Below are 20,951 nucleotides of genomic sequence, written 5' to 3'. Positions count from 1 at the left end.
GGGCACCCAGCGCCTCAGTGATACGCCCCCAGTCTGATGAAGCGAATAGATATAGCGACTCACTCGCCCACTGCCCATGCTGGGGGGACGGCTCCGCAGTAATGACCCATTGGTCCAGCATTGTTCCAACTACTCGCTAGCCCGCTGTTTACGCAGGACGAAGATGAAGCCAGGCCAAAACGGAGCGAGCAATTTTCGACCCGCTGGCGGAATACGGCGAACGATATTTGCAAGCGTCATGTGCCTGCGCATTTCCATTTCCACCGAGAGTCGCTCCGCGACTGCATCGACCGACTCGAGTCCGGCCTCGCCGAACCAGGACAGCAATCGCCAATACGATTTCGAGTACGCATCCAACGCGTCCGCCCGCTTCGACCCCATTATTCGCATCAGGCGTTGCACCGCGCGTCTCGGCAACCAATGCACGAAGGGCCAATACACGTGCGGCTCGATAGGCCAAAGCAGGTTGGGGCCGGCGAAATAGCAGATGCCTCCCGGCCTCAACACACGATGAATGTTGCGGATCAGTGCGGCCTGATTGGCCACGTGCTCGTAGACCTGGTTGCATATGACCACATCGACCGTTCCCTCCGGCAGCGGCAACTGATCGCCATCGAACCCAGCCTGGAGGAAAGAAAGGTTGGGCTGCGCTCCAGCCAAGGAAGCCCAGGACGACCACGGCTCCGGGTCAATGCCGACGACCCGACCCACATGCTGCGCCAGCGCACTGGCAATGCCGCCGCTGCCGCAGCCAATATCGAGCCACGTGCCATCCACATCCAGATCACCGCACCGCGCAACCATCGTTTCAAGGATGGCCATCGCCTTGTGTTCGCGCCCTTCGCTCCCCCAGCGCGGCGCTGTGGTTACGGGTTCACTCATGGTACGCCGCGCCGTGCCGCGAGACCAAGCCGCGCGACAAAACCACTAGGTCGAAGCGCTGCGCCACTCCCGCCAATCCACTGGAGAAATCAGCCGTCGACGTGCGCAGGCCGCACGCCAGCTTGCGAGCGAATGCAGACGCGTCGGCTGCTTCAGCAACTAATCCACAGGCCGGTGACTCACGGATGAGGCGCGGCAAATCACCCACAGGCATCGCCACCACAGGACGCCCCAGCTTTATCGCGTCGGAGAACACCACGGGGATGCTCTCGATACGCGAAGGAATCAGTACCCAGTCCGCGCGCGCGATGGCCGCTTCCGCTTCAGGCTTGGTCAGATAGCGCCCGGCTTCGACCGGACGGCGCTGCGCCTGCAATGCGGCCACGCGCGCGCGCACCAGCGGCTCCAGTGGGCCGCCGCCTTGGATTTCCACGCGTTCGATGCGCTGCCAGTCCTCGTCTCCTAGCAACCCCAACGCGTCCAGCAGCAAGTCCACACCCTTGTTCGGATGCCAACGCCCCAGAAACAGCAGGCGGTATGGCGGCTGGTTGCGCGGCGGCGGCGGGTCGCGCAAATCGATGTGCCGGGCGCTGGGCAGAAAGGCGACCGGAATGCCGGCAATGCGCTGTGCATCCTCGGCCAGCTGGTAGCCATCGGCATAGGCATACGCGGCTTGACGGATCACTCGCCCCAGCGCCTGACGCAGCAGCGGGATTTGGCCCAACGTCCAGACATCGCTGCCCAGCATCCAGACCGAATAATCGATATCGCGCTCCTTCGCGGCGCGGCGCGCCCACTCGCCGCAGGGAAGCCCCCACAGTGCCAGAACATGGCTCGCGTCCTCGCCGGTGGCCGCGCGGGTAGCCGCCATGCCTCCGCGCAATACCCGTGCCGTCCAGCCCAGATCGCCCGGGTGCCACGGCCTGAGTGTGGACAGCGGGCGCGCGGGTGCCGCGTAACGGTAGACCTCGATGTTCCCAGACAATCGCTGCCGCGCCGCACTCGGCCCGGGAGCCACGACCCGCACAGGCACGTGCTTGGCCAGCTCTTCCACCAGATCGGCGACGAAAGACCCCGCCGCTTCGCTGCCATCTCCTTTGATGGGGAAGGAGGTCGTCACCAGCACTAGGGGCCCGCTCATGGCTTGCGCACCTCCAGCGCATGGCCGTGGGCCATGGCCTCCCAGTCGGGCAGAAGGAGGCTGCCCGCCCAGGCCAGAAGATTGATGGCGGGCACAAACACCAGCGCCAACGGCAACAGCAGCCAACGCAATGCCCCGCGCGTATCGTTGACGCCACCCGCAATTGCCAGACAGGCCAACAACCCTGCGGTGCGCACGGCATGTCCGGTTCGGCGCAAATCCACCACGTCCAGTCCCGCCAGCCGGGCATCGCGCTGCAAGCCGTGGCGCGTATAGCGCTGGAAGTCGAACGGCGCATCGTGCGTTGGGTACAGGAACGGCATGGAAATCCAGGCCTGGCCACCGCAGCGGAGCACCCGACTGATTTCACGCATCACTGCAACCGGATCGGGGACATGCTCCAGCACTTCCAGGCAGGCGACACCATCGAAACTGCCATCGGCGAAGGGCAGCCGTGCGGCATCGGCGAACACATCCGGCCTGGCCCCATACAGATCGCGCCCTGTGGCCGGATAGTCCAGGGCCAGATACTGTGTGCCGGGGCGCAGCAGGTGTTCAAGCCAACGATCGGCTGCGCCGATGTCCAGCAATCGCCCCTGCACGGAGTCGATTCCGCGCGGCGCCACTCTGCCTCCCAGCAGCCACTGCGGATGCAGGGGCGTACGGGCGACGAAGCGGGCCAGCGTCCGAAGCCGATTGCCGGATCGCATACCGACCTCACGCATCGCGGCGGCAGGTGAGGCTGGTGATCTGCTCCGACACCAGTCCGATCAGGAAGACGGTCACGGCGACCCCCAGCCGCGCCGGTCGAGTTCTTCCAGCAGCGCACGGCTGGCCTCGATCAGCATCGGAACTTGCATGTGCGCCATCTGCAGGGCGCTGGCAAGGATGGCCGGATCTTCGATGTAGTCATGCACCATCTGGTTGCGCAGCCGGCGGACAATCAACCATTGCTCGGACGATGGCAGCCATCCCAGACGTTCGGCGCGATCGAGGTTGTCGATGGCTGCACCCACGGGCTCGCCCAGTGCGCGCAGCAGTGCCGGGATCAATTTGTCGCCCAGCGTGTCCTGCAGGCGGCCGAAACGCGCGGCAAATGCCTCCACCCGTTCCGCCAACTCCACATCGTCCGCCAGCGCCTTGGCGCGATCCTGCGTGAACGGCTTTGCGAACACGCGCCGGTCAGTGGTCAGCAGATGCTTGCTCTCGCGCTGCACGACGCGCGCAAGAAACCGCAGCCGCTGCAGTTGGGCATCGTCGCCCGTCATAACAGAACCCCTTGCCTCTGGGCGATGTCGTGGATGGGTTGGCGCATGAGATTGGGCGCCAACAGCAGCACATCCACCTTGCGCCCGTCCATGGCGCGGCTGGCGCGAGCCGCCAGGCGTGCGATCAGCGGTGCCGGGTGCGCCACCGGGGTGTCCAGCTCCAGCAGCAGATCGACGTCGCCACCGCGGGCTGCATCGTCAAGACGCGAGCCGAACAGGCGCAGCCGCGCCGACGGGCCGGCTTCTTCCTCGGCCAGCCGCTTCAACACCCGGATATGCTCCTGGCTCAGCCGCATCGCACGCTCCACGTTGTTTGGGTCAGTCTAGCCCAGCCCACATCGATGGTTCACCCATCGCGCTTGTAGGTCAGGTTGGTGATCTGTTCGGAAATCAGGCCGATCAGGAAGATGATGACCGAGGCGCTGAACAGCAGGGTGCTCATGTTGGTGAGGCGACTCATGGTGGCGAAAGTGTAGGCGTAGTAGCCCAGGCCGGTGAGGAAGAAGGCGAGGGCGGTCGGCGCGAACAGCTTCAGCGGTGCGTACAACGTGGCGATCTTGAAGATGATCAGCAGGAAACGGATGCCGTCTTTCAGAGGACGGATGTGGCTGGCGGTACCGACGCGTTTGGCTACGTCGATGGGCACGTAAGCCACCGGGTAGGCGCTGCGGAAGAAGGCCATGGTGCTGGTGGTGGGGTAGGAAAATCCGTTCGGCAGCAGGTGCAGGAATTCGCGGAAGCGCGCGGCGCGCACGGCACGGAAGCCGGAGGTGAGGTCTTCCACCTTGTGACCGGTCATGTGGCTGGCCAGCCAGTTGTAGAAGCCGTTGGCCAGGCCGCGATGGAGATTCGCCTGGCCGCTGCCATCGCGTGCGCCGACCACCATGTCGTAGCCTTCGTCGAGCTTGGCGAGCAGGGTCGGGATGTCGGCCGGGTTGTGCTGGCCATCGGCATCCATGAACACCAGGATCTCGCCTTTGGCGGCACGCGCACCACGCTTGATCGCCGCGCCGTTGCCCATCGAGTAGGGCGAGGACAGCACCTTGGCGCCGTGTTCCAGCGCGATGCGGGCGGTGTCGTCGGTGGAGCCGTCATCGACCACGATCACTTCGGCGTTGGGCAACTGCTCGAAGATCGCCGGCAGCGTCTTGGCAAGGCCGGTGGCCTCGTTCTTGGCGGGCAGGACGATGCTGATTTGCACCGCAGGTTCCCCTTGCATGATGAGGGGGCATTGTGGCTGATGGGCTCCGGAACGGGTAGTGGCTTGTTGCAGGGTGGTGCGTTGTGATGCCGTGGGTGCATGTGGATGTTGGAGTCTGATGGATGGATGGTTTGATGGCTGATCGGGTTCGTGCATTTCTTGTTCACTTGGCCTGCTCGGCAGCGGTTGCACTCACGCTGGCCGGGCTGGTGTTTGGCGTGTGGTATCCGGTGCCACTGGACATGGCGGTGGGCGTTCGGGAGATCTTCCTCATCGTGTTGTGTGTGGACGCCACGCTTGGTCCGCTGATCACCTTGGTCATCTATCGCAAGGGCAAGAAGGGGTTGGCGATGGACTTGGCCGTCGTTGTGATCCTGCAGGTTGCAGCCCTGCTCTACGGCGTGAGTGTGGTGGCAGAGGGACGGCCGGTGTGGATTGTGTTCAACGTCGACAGGTTTGACGTAGCACAAGCCACGGAGATCAGTGGCACGAACAGAGATCGAGCTGCACCTGAATACCAGGGTTTTTCCTGGACTGGTCCGAAATGGGTAGGTGCTGCTATTCCGGAAGATCCCGCAGCACGAACCGATCTGATGTTTGAGGCTGCTTTGGGTGGTGCCGATTTACCGCATCGCCCGGATCTTTATCGACCGTTGTCACTCTTCAGCGATGCCATGCGGACACGCAGCAAACCGATGGAAGAACTGCGTGCGTTCAACAATGAGCACAACGTCGCTCGCGTGATGAAGCAATGGCCAGCTGCCACTTCGTGGCTCCCTTTATCCGCCCGTAACCAGGACATGACGGTGTTGCTTGATGGCGAACAGCAAGTGGTGGCGGTGGTGGATTTGAGGCCGTGGGCGGAGTGAGGCAGGCGAGCTTTTTTGATCAGTCGTGATCTTCGTGGAACGGGTGTGGTCAAGGGTGGTCGCGCCCATCTGTGATGTGCGCTCCTACAGAAAGTGGTGGGTTGCTGATGATCTGATTCCGGTGGATGAGGGACAGGTTTTGTGGGAGCGGCGTTGGCTGCGATGTGGCTTTCGCTGTGATGCCTGGCATCTGCTCGCGGGCAAGCCCGCTCCTACGAGGGCGGGTATTCCGCAACCCAATCAGCAGGGGTTGGCCAAAGAAAGCCACGTTCGCTGTGCCGGCCAGGCAGCGCAGGGTTGCGGATGAGGCGATCGTTTGACAGTGCGGCGCTCTTGCTCCATCGTGACCAGACCAGACTTGGTCAGAACGGGGTGTCTCATGTCATCGGTCAACATGCTTGAAGCCAAGACGCATCTTTCGCGGTTGGTGGAAGCGATTGAACAAGGTACGCAGCGGGAAATCATCATTGCGCGAAATGGGCGCAAGGTCGCCCGTCTGGTTCCGCTGGAACAGACAGAATCGTCGCGTCGGATCGGTGTTGCGAAGGGCAAGTTCGTGCTGCCGGACGACATTGATGCGGATAACGATGTCATCACGAAGCTGTTCGCCGGGGATGAGGTGTGAATCTGCTGCTCGATACGCATATTGCGTTGTGGGCAATTACCGACGACCCCAGATTGAGCGATGCCGCGCGTGAGTTGATCCTGGCGCCGGAGGCCATCGTATGGGTGAGCGTGGCCAGCGTGTGGGAGATCAGCATCAAGCATGCGCTGGGGCGTGGCAGCATGCCGGTGTCGGGTGGCGAGGCGCGGGCTTTTTTCCGGGAGGCGGGTTACCGCCTGCTCGATATCCGGGCAGAACACGCTGTTGCGGTCGAGCAGTTGCCCCTGTTGCACGCTGATCCTTTTGACCGCCTGTTGGTGGCACAGGCCACGGTGGAGCCGATGCGTTTGTTGACACATGATCGCCAAGTGGTTGCCTACGGTGGAACTGTTGTGGCGGTGTGACCCGTGCAGATTGCGGCCTTGCTCTACGGCGTGTATGTGGTGGCAGAGGGGCGGCCGGTCAGCTCGAACGTATGCGCCGGGCTGACGCTCAGGTAAGCCAGAACCTCAACCGGTCAGTTCGGGTACGTCGAAATAGATGTCGGCAAGTTTCGGCTGCACGTCAAGGCAGCGCAGGGGCACGGTGTCTTCGGCCTGGGTGAGGTGGTAGTGGTGCCAGCGGCCATCGTCGCCACGCTGGTACAGATCGGCTTGCAGACGGTCCTGGCGCAGCATCAGGTATTCGCGCAGGCTGGGGAGCAGGCGGTAGGCGAGGAGCTTTTCGCGGCTGTCGATGGTTTCGGTGCTGGGGGAGAGGACTTAGACGAGGAGGCAGGGGTGGGCTGTATATGCCGGGTCGCGGTCCGCCGGGTCGCAGCTGAGCACGAGGTCTGGATAGTAGAACCAGCTGTCGCCTTCGTGATCGATGCGTACCTTCATGGCGGCGATGAAGAGTTGGCAGCCCTTGCTGCGCGCGTGTGGAAGCAGGATGGCGAACAGCGCGCCTGCAATCAGGCAATGGTGGGCGCTTGCCCCGCCCATCGCCACGACCTGACCGGCAAGGTATTCGTGCTTGCCTTCAGTCCGCTCTTCCAGTTGCAGGTACTGCTGGACGCTGACGGGTTCCTGATGGGTCATCGGAGTGGTGTCCACGGTGGTTTCCCGGTTCCACGGCAGTCTAGCGTGCGATCTGTATGGGTGTTGTCAGGTGGATCCGGCGCGGCTGGATTGTCTTCGCGCGTGGGCATCTGATCGTGGGCAAGCCCGCTCCTACGAAAACGGTGGGTTGTGGGCCACGTGGCTCACACAAATTGTTACAGAAGGTTTCCTTCACGCTTCCGAGCGATTACCGTGATCCGGCGGCCCTGCCGCGGCCGGGCGGTGTGGTGTCCGGTCTTTGCCTGTCATTCGTAGGGAGTTGCAACTGATGAATCCAACCTCGAAGAACCTGAAGCTGTTGGGGGCCGGGCTGCTCGGCACGGCGATGCTGCTGGCCGGTGGCTGCACCAATTACGTGAAGCGTACCGATCTGGATGCGGCGTTGGCCGAGCTGCGCGCGAGGGATAACGCGATCGAGCAGAAGGCCGATGCCAATGCGTCCGCGCTGGCCAGCCTGCGGCAGGAGCTTTCTGAGCGCTTTGCCCAGTACGACAAGGCCATTGCCGAGGCCCAGGGCAAGCTGCGGATCGATGCGATGGCCCATTTCGATTACGACTCGACCACGCTGCGTGACGAGGACAAGCCGGCGCTGGAGGATTTCGCGCGGGTCATCCGTGATCACCATCCCGGCAGCCTGATCACGGTGGAAGGCTTCACCGATCCGGCCGGCAGCAGCGGCTACAACCAGCGCCTGGGCAAGGCCCGCGCCGAGGCTGTGCGTGAGCATCTGGTGGCTAATGGTTTGGCCGCCGATTCGGTGCGCGCGGTGAGTTATGGCGAGGCGGCCAACCGTCTGGTGGCGCCGGGTGCCTGGGGTGATGCGGGCACGGCCAACCGCCGCGTGACGCTGGTGGTGGACCGCGTCGGCAGTTGAACGGGATTGCCGGGTGTCAGGTGATGCCCGGCAATTCATCGGGTTTTTGTTGAGCGGGCCGGTGTCCCGATGTTGGATCCGCGTCGGATCCGCTGTGCTTGATCCGACCTGCGGGTTTGATCGGTGGAATCTTCGCGGTGGGGGCTGCGTGCTATCTTCGCTGGACGATGAACGCCATGTCTGCCACGTCCGGGCCATTGCCGCTGCGCGAGTTGCGGGAGGTGTTCGCGCGCCATCCTGAAATCAGGCAGGCACTGGTGTTCGGCTCGGTGGCAGCAGGTTCCGCCGATGCGGGGAGTGATCTGGATATCGCGGTGGAGGCCGATGCGCCGCTTGATGCGATGTCGAAGATGCAGTTGATCGAAGAACTGGCCGTCGCCATCGGGCGGCCGGTGGATCTGATCGACCTGAAAGTTGCCGGTGGCCCTGTGCTGGGGCAGATTCTGGCGCACGGCAGGCGGGTTCTTGGCAGTAATGCAGACCATGCTGCACTGATGAGCCGGCATCTTTTCGATGCAGAGGACTTCCAGCCCTACATCAGACGGATGCTGGGTGAGAGGCGGCGGGCGTGGACAGGTTGATCGTTGAGCGCAAGCTGGATTCGCTTCAGCGCTGCATCCGGCGAATTCGCGACAAACGGCCGGATAGCGTCGAGGCGCTGGCAGCGGATGTCGATCTGCATCGATTGGGCGATCACCTTCGCCATTGCCACCCGCCATTTGCAGGACTTCGAGGATTTCGCGCGCGTCGTCGTGCGGTGGCTGGACGGGGATAAGGCGTCCTGATTCCTGAAATCGGGCCTGAAGCAGAGTGGTGCCGGATCCGTTGCGCTTGATCCGACCTGCGGTCTGGTGCGCAGCTGCATGGGTTGGTGGTGAGCGAATGCGGACCCCAACAGCGGAAGGTGGGGCGGCTCAATGTGCCGTGGCCGTGGGGATGCAGGCGGCGGTGACATCTCGTTGTCGCGGTTCGCGCTGCTCACCACGACCTATGGGATTGAAGGTGGTGACGTTGGGTGCGGATGTGCTGGATCCGCTGCGCTTGATCCGACCTGCAGGTTGCTGTGGGCGACTTGCCTGCTTGCTTGTGCCAGGTAGTGGGTGTGCAGGCGGGCGACGATGGTGTCCAGGGCGTCGATCGGGCCGTCGTTGGTAATGATGTCGTGGGCGATGGCGCGGCGGGTGGCGCGGTCGGTCTGGGCGGCGAGCATGCGTTCGGCGGTGGCTGCGTCCATGCCGTCGCGGCGCATCGCGCGTTCGATCTGCACTTCGCGCGTGACATCCACCACGAGGATGCGGTCGAGCCAGCTGTAGCGCTGGATGGATTCGGCCAGCAGCGGGATCGCCAGCATCACGCAGGTCGGGCCGGGCTTGTGTGCCAATGCGTGCAGGCGGGTGTGCACGCGCGGGTGCAGGATGGCGTTGAGGCGTTCGCGCGCGGCGGCATCGTTGAACACCACGGCGCGCAGTGCGGCACGGTCCAGGCGTTCGGCGGCGTCGAGCATCTGCGGGCCGAACTCCTCCACGATCGCGGCCAGCGCCGGTTCGCCCGGCTCCACCAGTTCACGCGCCACGATGTCGGCATCGAATACCGGCACGCCACGTTCTGAAAAGCGCGCCGTCACCGCCGATTTGCCCGAGCCGATGCCGCCGGTGATGCCGATGATGAAGGGTGTTGCCACAGCTGCTCCGGGGAAAATGGTGCGGGCACAGGATAGCGGTGGTTGGGCGGGCGTGGTGAGCAAAGCAAGGCCGGGTTTCGCGTGGGGCGGTCCTGGTGGTGAGGGGTTTGTCTGCCGGGTCCGGCATCTAATCGCGGGCAAGGTCGCCCCACAAGAGCGCTGGCATCTGATCTCGGACGAAAGTGCTTCCACAGAAGCAGGGGCTTTTGTGGGAGCGGCCTTGGCCGCGATGGGGCTTTCCCGACGACGCCCAGTCCGCATAGGTCGGGCTGAGCATCGCGATGCCCGACAGCCGGATATCCGGTGGCGCCGTATCCGGCCCGTTGTCGGGTACCACATGACGTCGCCCTGGTGTTGGGTTCGCCCCGCTCACCGCCAACCCATGACCGCGATAGGACTTCCGGAAGGAGTTTCGTTTTCGTGTGATTCAGCGCACGGATTTATTGCTACCATTTCACCCAAGGGTTCCGGTTGTTCAGCGAATGGGCGCGCGCCATGGGGGCGCCTGCCGGCCGGCCTCACGCTTGGGGAGATAGCTGTGAAATACGGTTCGGGAGGGTCCTGGATGGGGCCGAAGTTGACGACCATTGCGTCCTGCGTGGTTGTGGGTCTGGGCATGACGGTGGCCACGCCGGTAGGTTCGGCGGGGACATATCTGGGCGCGCGCGCTTCCAACACGCAGCGCAATCAGCCGGTACGCGATGCGCAATGGGAAGCGCGGCAACAGCGCCAGGAGCGGCGCATCCAGGAGCGGCGTTCCGCGCAGCGGGCAGGTGCGGGCAACCCGATGGTCGGGCCTCCGGCGCGGCCGGCGGCCACCATCGCCGTCACCAACTGCGACGATGCAGGCCCCGGCAGCCTGCGCCAGGCGATGCTGGATGCTGTGCCCGATGATGTGATCGACCTGACCGCGCTCACCTGCAGCACGATCACGCTGGCTTCGGGGGCACTGACCAGCTCCGGGAATCTGGAATTGCTGGGTCCGGGGCGGGATCAGCTGACCATCGATGGTGATGCCAATGATCAGGTGCTGAGGCATGAATACGGAATCCTGAGCATCAGCGGCGTCACTGTTGCCAACGGCAGGTCGGACAATGGTTACGGGGGCTGCATTTCCGTCTACGGCAGTATTTCGCTGGTTGACAGCACCGTCACCGGCTGCGTTGCCGGTGACGGGAGCAATGCCTACGCATACGGTGGCGGTCTGGATGTGTACGGCCCGGGCGACTCCGGCCATGTGGAACTGATCAACAGTATTGTTACCGGCAATTCCGCAACCAGTACCGCCAATGCCTTTGAGGATTACGGTTACACTTATACGTACGGCCGGTCCCGCGGCGGTGGCGTGTATGCCTCGGGCCAGGTCTCTGTGAAATATGGCAGCCAAGTCACCGGTAATACCGCTACTGCTATTGACGGCGGCAATGCGCGCGGCGGCGGCATTTTCTCGCAGCGGGGAGTGGCGGTTTTTATGGGGTCGGAGGTTTCCGGGAACCAGGTGCAGGCTCTGGGTGAAAGCGCTTATGGCGACCGCGGCACTGCCTATGGCGGAGGATTCCATTCAAACGGATCGATGAATTATGTCCTGCTGAGCACGATCAGCGGCAATACCGCGTACTCCGAGCGTGCCTGGAGCTATGGGGGCGGTATCAATATCGGTGATGATTTCGGCGCTCAATACGGTGGGGTAGCGCTGTATGCGTCCACTGTCAGCGGGAATGTCACGCGATCGGATTGTGACGATTGCTTCATTCAGGGTGGTGGTGTGAATGCTTTCGGTGTTGTGTATGCAATGTACAGCACGATCAATGACAACAGCGTTCTTTCGAGAGTTGATTCAGGCGGAGTAGCGAGGGGGGGAGGTATTTCGGTACTGAACTTCTACTCTGATTCTGGTGGTGTTGGTTCCCTTGAATTGCGAAACAGCACGATTTCCAGCAACAGTGCGATCGGTGGGACGTTCGGATCCGGGTATGGTACGGGTGGTGGGGTTGTTGCGTTGAATTCCGTCACCAACATCTTCAATTCGACCATTACATTGAACACGAGCTCCCATAATGGAGGTGGTGTCTCTGCATGGCCGATGAGCTCAGACACACCCGGAGTCCCCCTGGAGCAGCATCTGGTCAGCAGCATCATTTCCAACAACTCCGCGCCGCAGGACCCGGATATGTATGGGGCACAAGGCAGCTATTATCCGGTGCACTTCACCGGCAGCCATAACCTGGTGACCGTGGCAGGTTCGTCCGTGGTATTGCCGGTGGATACAATCAACATAGACCCGCAGTTGCAGCCGCTGGCGATGAATGGCGGCCCGACGGCGACGCATGCGTTGCTGGAAAGCAGCCCGGCGATTGATGCCGGCAGCAATCCCGAAGATGCTGGTGCCGATCAGCGCACAGGCCCGTTTGTCCGTGTGTGGGGAGCGGCGGCGGATATTGGTGCGTTCGAGTTGCAGCCGGATCCATATCCGATCTTCAGCGACGGATTCGAGGGTTCTGATTAGCCCCATCTCCCGGACTGCATTAGGTCGGGCTGAGCATCGCGATGCCCGACAGCTGGATTCCGCTGGCACCGTATCCGATCCGTTGTCGGGTAGCACATGCCGGCGTTCCGGTGTTGGGGTTCCCCCGGATCAGGTCCGGGGTCACCGCCAACCTATGATCGCGGTGATGCTTCCGTGGAGGGCTTGGCTGCGATGGGGTTCCCCCGGCGGTGGTGCGGAATCGGCTTATTTCAGCCGATCCGCCTGTTCGGTGAGGCTGGCCAGTTGCGTGGTCCAGTCGGCCAGGCGTTGGCGTTCCTGTTCGACCACGGCGGCGGGCACCTTGTCGGTGAACTTGGCGAGTTTGGTTTCGCTTTTTTCCTTTTCCGCTGTGACGCGGGCGATCTCTTTGGCGAGGCGGGCGCGTTCGGCGTCCAGGTCGATCAGGCCTTCGAGCGGGATCAGCAGGCGCATTTCGCCCAGCACCGCCGAAGCGCAGGCCGGTGGTTCGCCAACGAGGGTGTCGATGCGTTCAAGGCGTGCGAGGAAGCGCAGCGAATCGGCGAATTGCGCCAGCCGCATCGCATCGTTGCTGTCGCCGCCGCCCACCAGCAGCGGCACACGGCGCGACGGTGAAATGCCCAGCGTGCTGCGCACCGAGCGCAGTTTCTGGATGGCGTCCTTGAGCCAATCGACGGCGGCGATGTCATCGTCGCTGCCGGTCAGCGCGAACGGTTCGGGCCAGCGCTGGCGCATGATGGAATCGGCCTCGATGCCAAGGCGCGGCGCGACATGGCTCCAGATTTCGTCGGTGACGAACGGGATCAGCGGGTGCAGCAGGCGCAAGGTGGCTTCCAGCACGGTGAGCAGGGTGTGGCGCACCGAGGCGGCGGCCTCCGGCGTGACGTTGCTGCCGGCTTCCGGATTCAGGAAGGGCTTGGACAGCTCGATCGACCAGTCGCAGAACTCGTTCCAGACGAACTCGTACAGCGCCTGCGCGACCAGATCAAAGCGATAGGCGGCGAACTGTGCATCGACTTCGCCCAGCACCGCGTCAAAGCGTGCCAGCAGGGCGCGTTCGAAGGCGGCCATCGGCCAAGCGGCGGGGCGTTCGATGGTGCCGCTTTCGGGCAGGGTGCCGAGCACGAAGCGGGCCGCGTTCCACAGCTTGTTGCAGAAATTCTTGTAGCCCTCGCAGCGGTTCAGGTCGAACTTGATGTCGCGCCCGTGCGTGGCGAGGCTGGCGAAGGTGAAGCGCAGCGCGTCGGCACCGAACGCTGCGATGCCGTCCGGGAATTCCTTGCGCGTGGCCTTTTCGATTTTGGGCGCATCGGTAGGCTTCATAAGGCCGCTGGTGCGCTTCGCCACCAACGCGTCGGCCGTGATGCCGTCGATGATGTCGATGGGGTCGAGCACGTTGCCCTTGGACTTGGACATCTTCTGTCCGTCCTTGTCGCGCACCAGACCGGTGATGTAGACGTCGTGGAAGGGCACTTTGCCGGTGAAGTGATCGGTCATCATCACCATCCGGGCGACCCAGAAGAAGATGATGTCAAAGCCGGTGACCAGCACCGAGGACGGCAGGTAGCGCTCGAAACCGCGCTCGCCCATCGCGGCCTGATCCGGCCAGCCGAGCGTGGAGAACGGCCACAGCGCGGAGGAAAACCAGGTTTCCAGCACGTCGCTGTCCTGCGAGAGTTTCACGTCGGCGCCCAGACCGGCGCGGGCGCGCGCTTCGGTCTCGTCGCGGCCGACGTAGGCGTTGCCGGCTTCGTCGTACCACGCCGGGATGCGATGGCCCCACCAGAGCTGGCGGCTGATGCACCAGTCCTGGATGTTTTCCATCCAGTGGCGGTAGGTGTTGATCCAGTTGGGCGGGACGAACTTCACGTCGCCATTCTCGACCAGTTCCAATCCGCGCGCGCCGAGGGTGTCCATCTTCACGAACCACTGGTCGGTCAGATACGGCTCGATCACCTGTGAGGTGCGGTCGCCACGTGGCACTTGCAGTTTGTGGGGTTTGGCTTCGACCAGCAGATCGGCGGCTTCAAGATCGGCCAGCACGGTCTTGCGCGCTTCGTAACGATCCTGCCCGCGATATTTTTCCGGCGCGTTGTCGTTGAGCGCGGCCTCGGGTGTGAACAGGTTGATCATCGGCAGCCCGTGTCGCTGCCCCACCGCGTAGTCGTTGAAGTCATGCGCCGGGGTCACCTTGACCACGCCGGTGCCGAAATCGCGTTCGACGTAGTCATCGGCGATGACGGGAATCTGCCGCCCGGTCAGCGGCAGCGTGACGGATTTGCCGATCAGGCCGGCGTAACGCGGATCGTCTGGATGCACCATCACCGCGACGTCGCCGAGCAGGGTTTCCGGGCGCGTGGTCGCAACGATCAGATGGTCGCGGGTTTCGCGCAGGGTTTCGTTGCCATCCTCGTCGCGCTCGGTGTGTTCGTAGGTCAGACCATCGGCCAGCGGGTAGCGGATCGACCAGAGGAAACCGTCTTCCTCCTCGCTCACCACTTCCAGATCGGAAATCGCGGTTTTCAGCACCGGATCCCAGTTGACCAGGCGCTGGCCGCGATAGATCAGGCCTTCGTCGTGCAGTTTCACGAAGGCTTCGATCACGGCTTGGGATGGCATTTCGTCCATCGTGAACACGCGCCGTGACCAGTCGCCGGAGGCACCGATGCGGCGCATCTGGCGTTCGATGGTGTCGCCCGATTCCTGCTTCCACTCCCACACTTTTTCGATGAAGCCCTCGCGCCCGAGCGAGTCGCGGGTTTCGCCCTTGCCTTCGATGGCGAGGTTGCGTGACACCACCATTTCGGTCGCGATGCCGGCGTGATCGGTGCCGACCTGCCAGAGCGTGTCGAAGCCGCGCATGCGGTGATGGCGGATCAGCGCATCCATCAGCGTGTGCTGGAAGGCATGGCCCATGTGCAGCGTGCCGGTGACGTTGGGCGGCGGCAGCAGGATGGTGTAGGGCGTGCCTCCGCCGCTGGGCGAGAAGCAGCCGCTCTGCTCCCAGTGGGCGTACCAGCGGCCTTCGAAATCGGCGGGTTCGTAGCTTTTGTCCATGCGCGTGCCGGCCCGTTTGCGGGCCTGTGTAGGGTCGGGGAAAGGGCGTCGATTGTAGTGCAGCGGCGGCTTTCGGCCCAATGGCGGCGATCTGTTGTGTTCCGCCCGCGGGGTGGGCGCGGTCGCCGCTGGAACGGGGCGTCACGGGGTCGACGGGGATGTGCCATTGTGCGACGCAATATGAAGACGTAACGTGCCTTCCTTTCACTTTGGAGTGGCGTTGCGATGCGGCTGGGAATCCTGTTCGGCGTGCTGTCCGGGGCGGTCTGGGGCGGCGTGTTCCTGGTGCCGGCGTTGTTGCCGCAATTCCCGCCGCTGCTGCTGAGCTGCGCGCGTTATGTGATGTACGGGCTGTTCGCGCTGGTGCTGGCCTGGCCGTGGTTGCCGCGCATGCTGCGCAAGCTCACCCGCGCCGATGTGGTGCTGCTGGTGAAGCTGGCGCTGACCGGCAATCTTGTCTACTACGTGCTGCTGGCCACCGCCGTGCAGACGGCCGGGGTGGCGCCGGTATCGCTGATCATCGGCGCCACGCCGGTCGCGATCACGCTGCTGGGGCGACACGACGCCGGCGCGGTGCCGTTGCGACGCCTGGCCTGGCCGCTCGTGATGGTGCTGACCGGCGTGGCCCTGATCAATATCGACATGCTGCTGTCGCCGCACGCGCAGCAACGGCCCCTGGGCGAACGCCTGATCGGCATGCTGTGCGCGCTCGGCGCGCTGGCCAGCTGGGCCTGGTACGCGGCGCAGAATGCGCGTTTCCTCAAATCCCAGACCCGCTTCGACGGCAACCAGTGGTCGGTGCTGTGGGGCATCGTTACCGGCCTGATGGGCGGGCTGATCTGGCTGCTGGTGCTGCCGCTGCCGGGCGAACTGTTCACCCCGGCCGCCGACACCACGCAGGCGGACTGGACCCTTTTCTGGGTGACATCCCTCGTGCTGGCGGTGGTCTGCTCGTGGTTCGGCAACTGGATGTGGAACGCGGCCTCGCAGCGCCTGCCGATGACGCTGGGCGGGCAGATGCTGGTGTTCGAAACCCTGTTCGCGCTGCTCTACGGCTTCGCCTGGGCGGCACGCTGGCCGAGCGTGCTGGAACTGGCCGCCATCGCACTGCTGGTCGGCGGCGTGGTGCTGGCCGCGCGGCGACACGCTTTGCCGGCACAGGCGACGGCCAATCCGGCGCATTGAGTTAGGGAAGCTCTGATCAAGCCTTTCAACGCCATCCCGGCGGCTTGTTCAGATGTTCCTTAGTGGACTCATCCGGAGCATCAAACGCCACCTGCGACATTCGGTCGCATCCTCGCGCGCGGTGCGGCTTCCTACCATATCCCTTTGTTTTTACTGCAATGGATGTGGACATGGGTGGTAGCTGGAAAGCGGCGGGACAGGCGGCGGGCGCGCTGGTGATGTTCTCGATGGCGGCCGCGGCGCAGGCGGAAGCGTATCTGGAAACCGATGCGCACGCCGAGGCAGCCGAACGCCTGGATGCCATCGTGGTGACCGCGCAGGCGCCGGAAGACGGCGTTGCCTGGGAAACTGATCCGAAGCTGCCGCGCCAGCCGGTGCCGGCCAGCGATGGTGCTGATTATCTGAAAACCATCCCGGGCTTTTCCGCGATCCGCAATGGCGGCAGCAATGGCGATCCGGTGCTGCGCGGCATGTTCGGTTCGCGCCTGAATCTGCTTTCCAACGATGGCAGCATGCCCGGCGCCTGTCCGGCGCGGATGGACAATCCGTTGTCCTATGTGGCGCCGGAAACCTTTGATCGCGTGGTGGTGGTGAAAGGCCCGCAGACGGTGTTGTGGGGGCCGGTGGGTTCGGCTGGCACGGTGCGTTTCGAACGCGATGTGGCGCGTTTTTCGCAGCCCGGCGCGCAGGTGATGGGCAGTGTGCTGGCCGGTTCGCACGGGCGCCGCGATGCGCTGGTCGATGCCACCGCCGGCATGGCGCAGGGCTATGTGCGGCTCAGCGGCAACACCTCCGAATCGGACGACTACAAGGCCGGCGATGGCCAGCATGTGCCGTCGCTGTGGGACAAGTGGAATGCCGACGTGGCGCTGGGCTGGACGCCGGACGAGCACACCGTGCTGGAACTGGCGATCGGGCGCGGCGACGGTGAGGCGCGCTATGCGGGGCGCGGCATGGATGGATCGCAGTTCGAGCGCCATTCGACTTCGCTGCGTTTCGAGAAATCCGGCTTCGATGGCGCGCTGGAGAAGATCGAAGCCAGCGCCTACCGCAACGAAGTCGATCACGTGATGGACAACTACAGCCTGCGCGCACCCAACCCGATGGGTTCAATGCCGATGCCGATGGTGTCCAACGTCACGCGCCTGACCCACGGCGGCCGCGTCGCGCTGGAATGGCAGTGGCGCAACTGGCAACTGGAAGCCGGCGCCGATGCGCAGAACAGCGGTCATCGCCGGCGCGGTGGCATGGGGATCGATGCGCATCTGGAGCAGCACTGGAACGATGACGCGGAACTGCGCAATCGCGGCGTGTTCGCCGAAGCCCGCTTCCATGCCGGTGGCGCCTCGCACTGGATCGCCGGGCTGCGCGCCGACCGTTCCAGCGCGCTGGACCTGCGCGCCGACAGCGGCGGCATGGATCACATGCACGCCGCGCCGGCCAAGCACGATGCCGATCACGATGAACACCACGCCGTGCATACCTGGGGCCGCGAGCGCGAGCACACGCTGGGCAGCGGTTTCCTGCGTTACGAATGGCGCGGCGATGCCGGCATGAGCGCGTTCGCGGGTGTCGGGCACACGCGGCGCATGCCGGATTACTGGGAACTGTATTCGCCGCAGGCTGGCCCGATGGGCGCGCACGATGCGTTCGAGGGCGTGCAGCCGGAGCGCACCACGCAGCTGGATATCGGCGTGAACTATCGTTCGCAGCGCTTCGATGCCTGGGCCAGCGCCTATGTCGGCCGGATCGATGACTACATCCTGTTCACCTACAACCCGCATGCGACGGGCGGGCACGGCCATTCGTTGCCCAAGCACGGCGCACACGACGGGCACGACATGGCGCCGGCCAACCGCGCCGACAACGTCGATGCCGGGATCCGCGGCATGGAGGCCGGGTTCGAATACCGCGCGCTGGATGCGCTGAAGCTGGGTGCGACGCTGGCCTACGCCTGGGGCGAAAACCGCGATTCCGGTGCGCCACTGCCGCAGATGCCGCCGTTGGAACTGCGCATGAGCGCTGGCTGGGAGGCCGAAGATTGGAATCTTGGCCTTCTGTGGCGTGTGGTGAACGAGCAGAACCGGGTCGCGGTCGGGCAGGGCAGCATCGTGGGCCAGGATATTTCCGCCAGCCGAGGTTTCGGCACCCTGGCGATCAACGGCAGCCTGCGTCTTGGCCAGCTGTGGCGGCTTTCGGCCGGCATCGACAACCTCTTCGACCGCGCCTACAGCGAACACCTGAACCTGGCCGGCAGCGCCGATTTCGGTTATCCGGCTGATCGTGTGCGCATTTTGGAACCGGGCCGTACCGCGTGGATGAAACTGGATTTCAGGTATTGAGGGATTGGCGGATACCGGGCGGGAAGGTTGTGCGGGCATCGCGGTCCTTGTGCCCGGGAAGATGGCTGCTGTCGGGATTCGCGTGGCTCACCCCGATCTATGTGGTGATGGCGGGGAAGTTCATAGGTTTGCGGTGACCCCGGACGTGATCCGGGGAAGCCCCAACGTCGTCCTGTGCCGGGCCGCGTGGTGCGCTTCGGACCACGCTTCAATTTCCACGGATTCCGATGGCATGCTGACGCGATGAATACCGCTCCCACATCCTTCCTCGGCATGCTGGTGGCGCTGCGCTGGTGCGCGGTGGCCGGGCAGGTGGCGACGATCGCGATCGTGGTGTGGTGGCTGCATGCACCGCTGCCGCTGTGGCCGATGGGGATCGCGATTGCGGCGCTGGCGGCGTTCAATCTGCATGCCGCGTACCGGCTGCAGCACGGCGGCGAGGCACAGCCGGCGGAAATCTTCCTGCACCTGGCGGTGGATACCGTGGTGCTGGCCTTTCTGATCGGGTGCAGCGGCGGCCCGGCCAATCCGTTCACCTCGCTGTTCCTGTTGCCGGTCGCGTTCGCCGCGCTGGCGCTGCCGCACCGCTGGATCTGGGCGACCGCTTTGTTGTGCGGGTTGGGTTACGCACTGGCAGCTGCTTTCGGACGGCCGCTGCCGCATTTGCACGGGGCGATGGATGGCTTCGATCTGCACCTGCTGGGCATGGCGGTGAACTTCCTGATTTCGGCTGGGGTGTTCGTCTATTTCCTGTCGCGCATGGCCGAACAGCGCGCCCGGCGCGAACGCGAACTGGCGCAGCTGCGCGAGCGCTTCGCGCGCGATGAGGGCATCCTCGCGCTGGCCACGCACGCGGCCTCGGTCGCGCATGAGCTGAACACGCCGCTGGCCACGATGCTGCTGGCGCTGGAAGAACTCGAACAGCGCCCGCTGCCGCCCGACATCGCACCCGATATCGAACTGCTGAAAACCCTCACCGATACCTGCCGCGAACGGGTGCGCGAACTGGCGCGCGCCGGCCAGTTCGGCCAAGGCGTGGATCCGGAACAGGTGGTGGCACGCTGGAGCCTGCTGCGCCCGACAATCCGGCTGCTGCGCCCGGCCACACTGGCGCCGGGAACGCGCGTGGATGCGGCGGTCGGCCATCTGTTGCAGGCGCTGCTGGACAACGCCGCCGATGCCAGCCAGGCCGCCGGTTCGGATCAGGTGACGCTGGCCCTGCGCTGCGATGCCGAAACTCTGAGCGGGGATATCCTCGACCAGGGCCACGGCTTCGATCCGGAGCGTCCGCTGCTGCCTGGCACGCTGTTCCGCAGCGACAAACCGCAGGGCATGGGCGTGGGGCTGGCGCTGTCGCACGCGACGATCGAACGCCTCGGCGGCAGCCTGACGATGCACGGTGACGAACGCGGCAGCCACGTGCATTTCAGCGTGCCACTGCTGAAGCAGGAAGGCGCCTGATGCGCGGCCTGCTGCTGGACGACGACGCGCTTTACCGCAACACGCTGGCGCGCGCGCTGCAGCGGCGCGGCATCGCGATGCTTCTGGCCGCCAGTGCCGATGAAGCGCTTGAACAGGTGCGCGCACAGCCACCGGATTTCGCCTTGATCGATCTGAAACTGGCCGAAGGTGACGGCACCGGACTTGACCTGATCGCGCCGCTGCGTGCCGCTGCACCGGCGATGCGGATCGTGCTGGTGACCGGCTACGCCAGCGTCGCGACCGCAGTGGAAGCGATCAAGCGCGGCGCCGACGACTACCTGCCCAAACCTTCATCCGTGGACGCGATCCTGCATGCGGTCGGCGCCATCACCAGCACGCAGGACGTGGTGGCTCCGCCGGAACCGGCCGCGATGACACCGCTGGCGCGGATCGAATGGGAACACATCCAGCAGGCCCTGACCGAAACCGATGGCAACATCTCCGCCGCCGCCCGCCTGCTCGGCATGCACCGCCGCTCACTGCAACGCAAACTCGCCAAACGCCCACCGCGCGGGTGAAGTGATCGTGCCGGTTTGGACACTGCGGCTCCCTCTCCCCTGTGCGCAGCATGGGGGAGAGGGTTGGGGTGAGGGGGGCTTTCGCGGCAAGAACAAGCAAAAACACTATCGTCAGTGGCGCGGGGGGGGGGGGGGGGGGGGGGGGGGGGGGGGGGGGGGGGGGCGGGGGGGGGGGGGGGGGGGGGGGGGGGCGGGGGGGGGGGGGGGGGGGGGGGGGGGGGGGGGGGGGGGGGGGGGGGGG

The 20,951-nt window shown here is 64.5% G+C and carries 21 protein-coding genes; 11 read left to right on the top strand and 10 right to left on the bottom strand.

What is annotated here, in order from left to right; genetic code table 11:
• Positions 1-129: 129 nt before the first annotated feature.
• From WDB66_RS14760 to WDB66_RS14735, 6 genes are all read right to left on the bottom strand, one after another.
• Positions 130-882 carry a class I SAM-dependent methyltransferase gene (locus WDB66_RS14760; protein WP_339399365.1) on the bottom strand — a complete coding sequence of 251 codons (753 nt, stop codon included), beginning with the start codon at positions 880-882 and terminating at the stop codon, positions 130-132.
• Entirely contained in the window at positions 875-2,008 is a 1,134-nt protein-coding gene (locus WDB66_RS14755) for a glycosyltransferase (RefSeq protein WP_339399364.1), read from the bottom strand. The genes WDB66_RS14760 and WDB66_RS14755 overlap by 8 nt, the downstream gene beginning before the upstream one ends.
• An 11-nt stretch (positions 2,009-2,019) precedes the next feature.
• A complete protein-coding gene (locus tag WDB66_RS14750; RefSeq protein WP_339399363.1) occupies positions 2,020-2,625 on the bottom strand; it encodes a class I SAM-dependent methyltransferase in 606 nt (201 codons plus the stop codon).
• Between the two features lie 180 nt (positions 2,626-2,805).
• On the bottom strand, positions 2,806-3,291 hold the full coding sequence (locus WDB66_RS14745) for a ribonuclease HepT family protein (RefSeq protein ID WP_339399362.1): 486 nt from the start codon (positions 3,289-3,291) through the stop codon (positions 2,806-2,808).
• The gene (locus WDB66_RS14740) at positions 3,288-3,587 is read right to left on the bottom strand and encodes a hypothetical protein (protein ID WP_339399361.1); all 300 of its coding nucleotides are present in this window, start codon (positions 3,585-3,587) and stop codon (positions 3,288-3,290) included. The genes WDB66_RS14745 and WDB66_RS14740 overlap by 4 nt, the downstream gene beginning before the upstream one ends.
• 50 nt (positions 3,588-3,637) lie before the next feature.
• Complete coding sequence (locus WDB66_RS14735) at positions 3,638-4,492, bottom strand: glycosyltransferase family 2 protein (RefSeq protein ID WP_339399360.1); 855 nt, start codon at positions 4,490-4,492, stop codon at positions 3,638-3,640.
• A 122-nt stretch (positions 4,493-4,614) separates the two neighbouring features.
• Between WDB66_RS14735 and tfpZ the strand changes: the two genes are divergently transcribed.
• The 3 genes from tfpZ to WDB66_RS14720 all read left to right on the top strand — a co-directional run bounded on the left by tfpZ (position 4,615) and on the right by WDB66_RS14720 (position 6,369).
• Entirely contained in the window at positions 4,615-5,361 is a 747-nt protein-coding gene (tfpZ, locus tag WDB66_RS14730) for a TfpX/TfpZ family type IV pilin accessory protein (RefSeq protein ID WP_339399358.1), read from the top strand.
• Between the two features lie 379 nt (positions 5,362-5,740).
• Entirely contained in the window at positions 5,741-5,986 is a 246-nt protein-coding gene (locus WDB66_RS14725; RefSeq protein ID WP_339399357.1) for a type II toxin-antitoxin system Phd/YefM family antitoxin, read from the top strand.
• Positions 5,983-6,369, top strand: a complete 387-nt coding sequence (locus tag WDB66_RS14720; protein WP_339399356.1) for a type II toxin-antitoxin system VapC family toxin — start codon at positions 5,983-5,985, stop codon at positions 6,367-6,369. Before WDB66_RS14725 ends, WDB66_RS14720 begins: the two co-directional genes overlap by 4 nt.
• Before the next feature lie 105 nt (positions 6,370-6,474).
• On the opposite strand, the gene WDB66_RS14715 is transcribed toward WDB66_RS14720, so the two are convergent.
• Entirely contained in the window at positions 6,475-6,642 is a 168-nt protein-coding gene (locus tag WDB66_RS14715) for a hypothetical protein (protein WP_339399355.1), read from the bottom strand.
• Positions 6,643-6,726: 84 nt separating this feature from the next.
• Complete coding sequence (locus WDB66_RS14710; RefSeq protein ID WP_339399354.1) at positions 6,727-7,059, bottom strand: Uma2 family endonuclease; 333 nt, start codon at positions 7,057-7,059, stop codon at positions 6,727-6,729.
• Between the two features lie 274 nt (positions 7,060-7,333).
• Between WDB66_RS14710 and WDB66_RS14705 the strand changes: the two genes are divergently transcribed.
• The 3 genes from WDB66_RS14705 to WDB66_RS14695 all read left to right on the top strand — a co-directional run bounded on the left by WDB66_RS14705 (position 7,334) and on the right by WDB66_RS14695 (position 8,724).
• The gene (locus WDB66_RS14705) at positions 7,334-7,939 is read left to right on the top strand and encodes an OmpA family protein (RefSeq protein WP_339399353.1); all 606 of its coding nucleotides are present in this window, start codon (positions 7,334-7,336) and stop codon (positions 7,937-7,939) included.
• A 98-nt stretch (positions 7,940-8,037) separates the two neighbouring features.
• Complete coding sequence (gene mntA, locus WDB66_RS14700) at positions 8,038-8,520, top strand: type VII toxin-antitoxin system MntA family adenylyltransferase antitoxin (protein ID WP_339399352.1); 483 nt, start codon at positions 8,038-8,040, stop codon at positions 8,518-8,520.
• 3 nt (positions 8,521-8,523) lie between these two features.
• The gene (locus tag WDB66_RS14695) at positions 8,524-8,724 is read left to right on the top strand and encodes a hypothetical protein (RefSeq protein WP_339399351.1); all 201 of its coding nucleotides are present in this window, start codon (positions 8,524-8,526) and stop codon (positions 8,722-8,724) included.
• A gap of 203 nt (positions 8,725-8,927) precedes the next feature.
• Here WDB66_RS14695 and coaE read toward each other — a convergent pair whose 3' ends face one another.
• Positions 8,928-9,620, bottom strand: coding sequence for a dephospho-CoA kinase (coaE, locus tag WDB66_RS14690; RefSeq protein WP_339399350.1), 693 nt, complete (start codon positions 9,618-9,620; stop codon positions 8,928-8,930).
• 565 nt (positions 9,621-10,185) lie between these two features.
• On the opposite strand from coaE, the gene WDB66_RS14685 reads away from it, so the two are divergent.
• Complete coding sequence (locus tag WDB66_RS14685) at positions 10,186-12,126, top strand: choice-of-anchor Q domain-containing protein (protein WP_339399349.1); 1,941 nt, start codon at positions 10,186-10,188, stop codon at positions 12,124-12,126.
• Between the two features lie 225 nt (positions 12,127-12,351).
• On the opposite strand, the gene WDB66_RS14680 is transcribed toward WDB66_RS14685, so the two are convergent.
• Entirely contained in the window at positions 12,352-15,183 is a 2,832-nt protein-coding gene (locus WDB66_RS14680) for a valine--tRNA ligase (protein ID WP_339399348.1), read from the bottom strand.
• A gap of 225 nt (positions 15,184-15,408) precedes the next feature.
• On the opposite strand from WDB66_RS14680, the gene WDB66_RS14675 reads away from it, so the two are divergent.
• The 4 genes from WDB66_RS14675 (at position 15,409) to WDB66_RS14660 (ending at position 20,710) form a co-directional block, all read left to right on the top strand.
• Positions 15,409-16,368: a DMT family transporter gene (locus tag WDB66_RS14675; RefSeq protein WP_339399347.1), complete on the top strand. Its 960-nt coding sequence runs from the start codon at positions 15,409-15,411 to the stop codon at positions 16,366-16,368.
• A 170-nt stretch (positions 16,369-16,538) separates the two neighbouring features.
• The gene (locus WDB66_RS14670; RefSeq protein ID WP_489670878.1) at positions 16,539-18,710 is read left to right on the top strand and encodes a TonB-dependent copper receptor; all 2,172 of its coding nucleotides are present in this window, start codon (positions 16,539-16,541) and stop codon (positions 18,708-18,710) included.
• A 243-nt stretch (positions 18,711-18,953) separates the two neighbouring features.
• Positions 18,954-20,171 (top strand): ATP-binding protein, encoded by a 1,218-nt coding sequence (locus WDB66_RS14665; RefSeq protein WP_339399346.1) that lies wholly within the window; start codon positions 18,954-18,956, stop codon positions 20,169-20,171.
• Positions 20,171-20,710, top strand: coding sequence for a response regulator transcription factor (locus WDB66_RS14660; RefSeq protein WP_339399345.1), 540 nt, complete (start codon positions 20,171-20,173; stop codon positions 20,708-20,710). Before WDB66_RS14665 ends, WDB66_RS14660 begins: the two co-directional genes overlap by 1 nt.
• Positions 20,711-20,951 lie beyond the last annotated feature (241 nt).

The organism is Denitratimonas organivorans (assembly GCF_037478135.1).
In the GTDB taxonomy this organism is placed as follows: Bacteria; Pseudomonadota; Gammaproteobacteria; order Xanthomonadales; family Xanthomonadaceae; genus Denitratimonas.
Note: the sequence above shows the minus strand (reverse complement) of the source record. Positions and strands in the feature narration are given on the sequence as shown.

Excerpts from the sequence above, each read along its gene's own strand:
- WDB66_RS14760 (WP_339399365.1), bottom strand. The coding sequence starts at position 882 with ATGAGTGAACCCGTAACCACAGCGCCGCGCTGGGGGAGCGAAGGGCGC.
- WDB66_RS14745 (WP_339399362.1), bottom strand. The coding sequence starts at position 3,291 with ATGACGGGCGACGATGCCCAACTGCAGCGGCTGCGGTTTCTTGCGCGC.
- WDB66_RS14740 (WP_339399361.1), bottom strand. The coding sequence starts at position 3,587 with ATGCGGCTGAGCCAGGAGCATATCCGGGTGTTGAAGCGGCTGGCCGAG.
- tfpZ (WP_339399358.1), top strand. The coding sequence starts at position 4,615 with ATGGATGGTTTGATGGCTGATCGGGTTCGTGCATTTCTTGTTCACTTG.
- WDB66_RS14725 (WP_339399357.1), top strand. The coding sequence starts at position 5,741 with ATGTCATCGGTCAACATGCTTGAAGCCAAGACGCATCTTTCGCGGTTG.
- WDB66_RS14715 (WP_339399355.1), bottom strand. The coding sequence starts at position 6,642 with ATGCTGCGCCAGGACCGTCTGCAAGCCGATCTGTACCAGCGTGGCGAC.
- WDB66_RS14705 (WP_339399353.1), top strand. The coding sequence starts at position 7,334 with ATGAATCCAACCTCGAAGAACCTGAAGCTGTTGGGGGCCGGGCTGCTC.
- WDB66_RS14685 (WP_339399349.1), top strand. The coding sequence starts at position 10,186 with ATGGGGCCGAAGTTGACGACCATTGCGTCCTGCGTGGTTGTGGGTCTG.
- WDB66_RS14680 (WP_339399348.1), bottom strand. The coding sequence starts at position 15,183 with ATGGACAAAAGCTACGAACCCGCCGATTTCGAAGGCCGCTGGTACGCC.
- WDB66_RS14675 (WP_339399347.1), top strand. The coding sequence starts at position 15,409 with ATGCGGCTGGGAATCCTGTTCGGCGTGCTGTCCGGGGCGGTCTGGGGC.
- WDB66_RS14670 (WP_489670878.1), top strand. The coding sequence starts at position 16,539 with ATGGGTGGTAGCTGGAAAGCGGCGGGACAGGCGGCGGGCGCGCTGGTG.
- WDB66_RS14665 (WP_339399346.1), top strand. The coding sequence starts at position 18,954 with ATGAATACCGCTCCCACATCCTTCCTCGGCATGCTGGTGGCGCTGCGC.
- WDB66_RS14660 (WP_339399345.1), top strand. The coding sequence starts at position 20,171 with ATGCGCGGCCTGCTGCTGGACGACGACGCGCTTTACCGCAACACGCTG.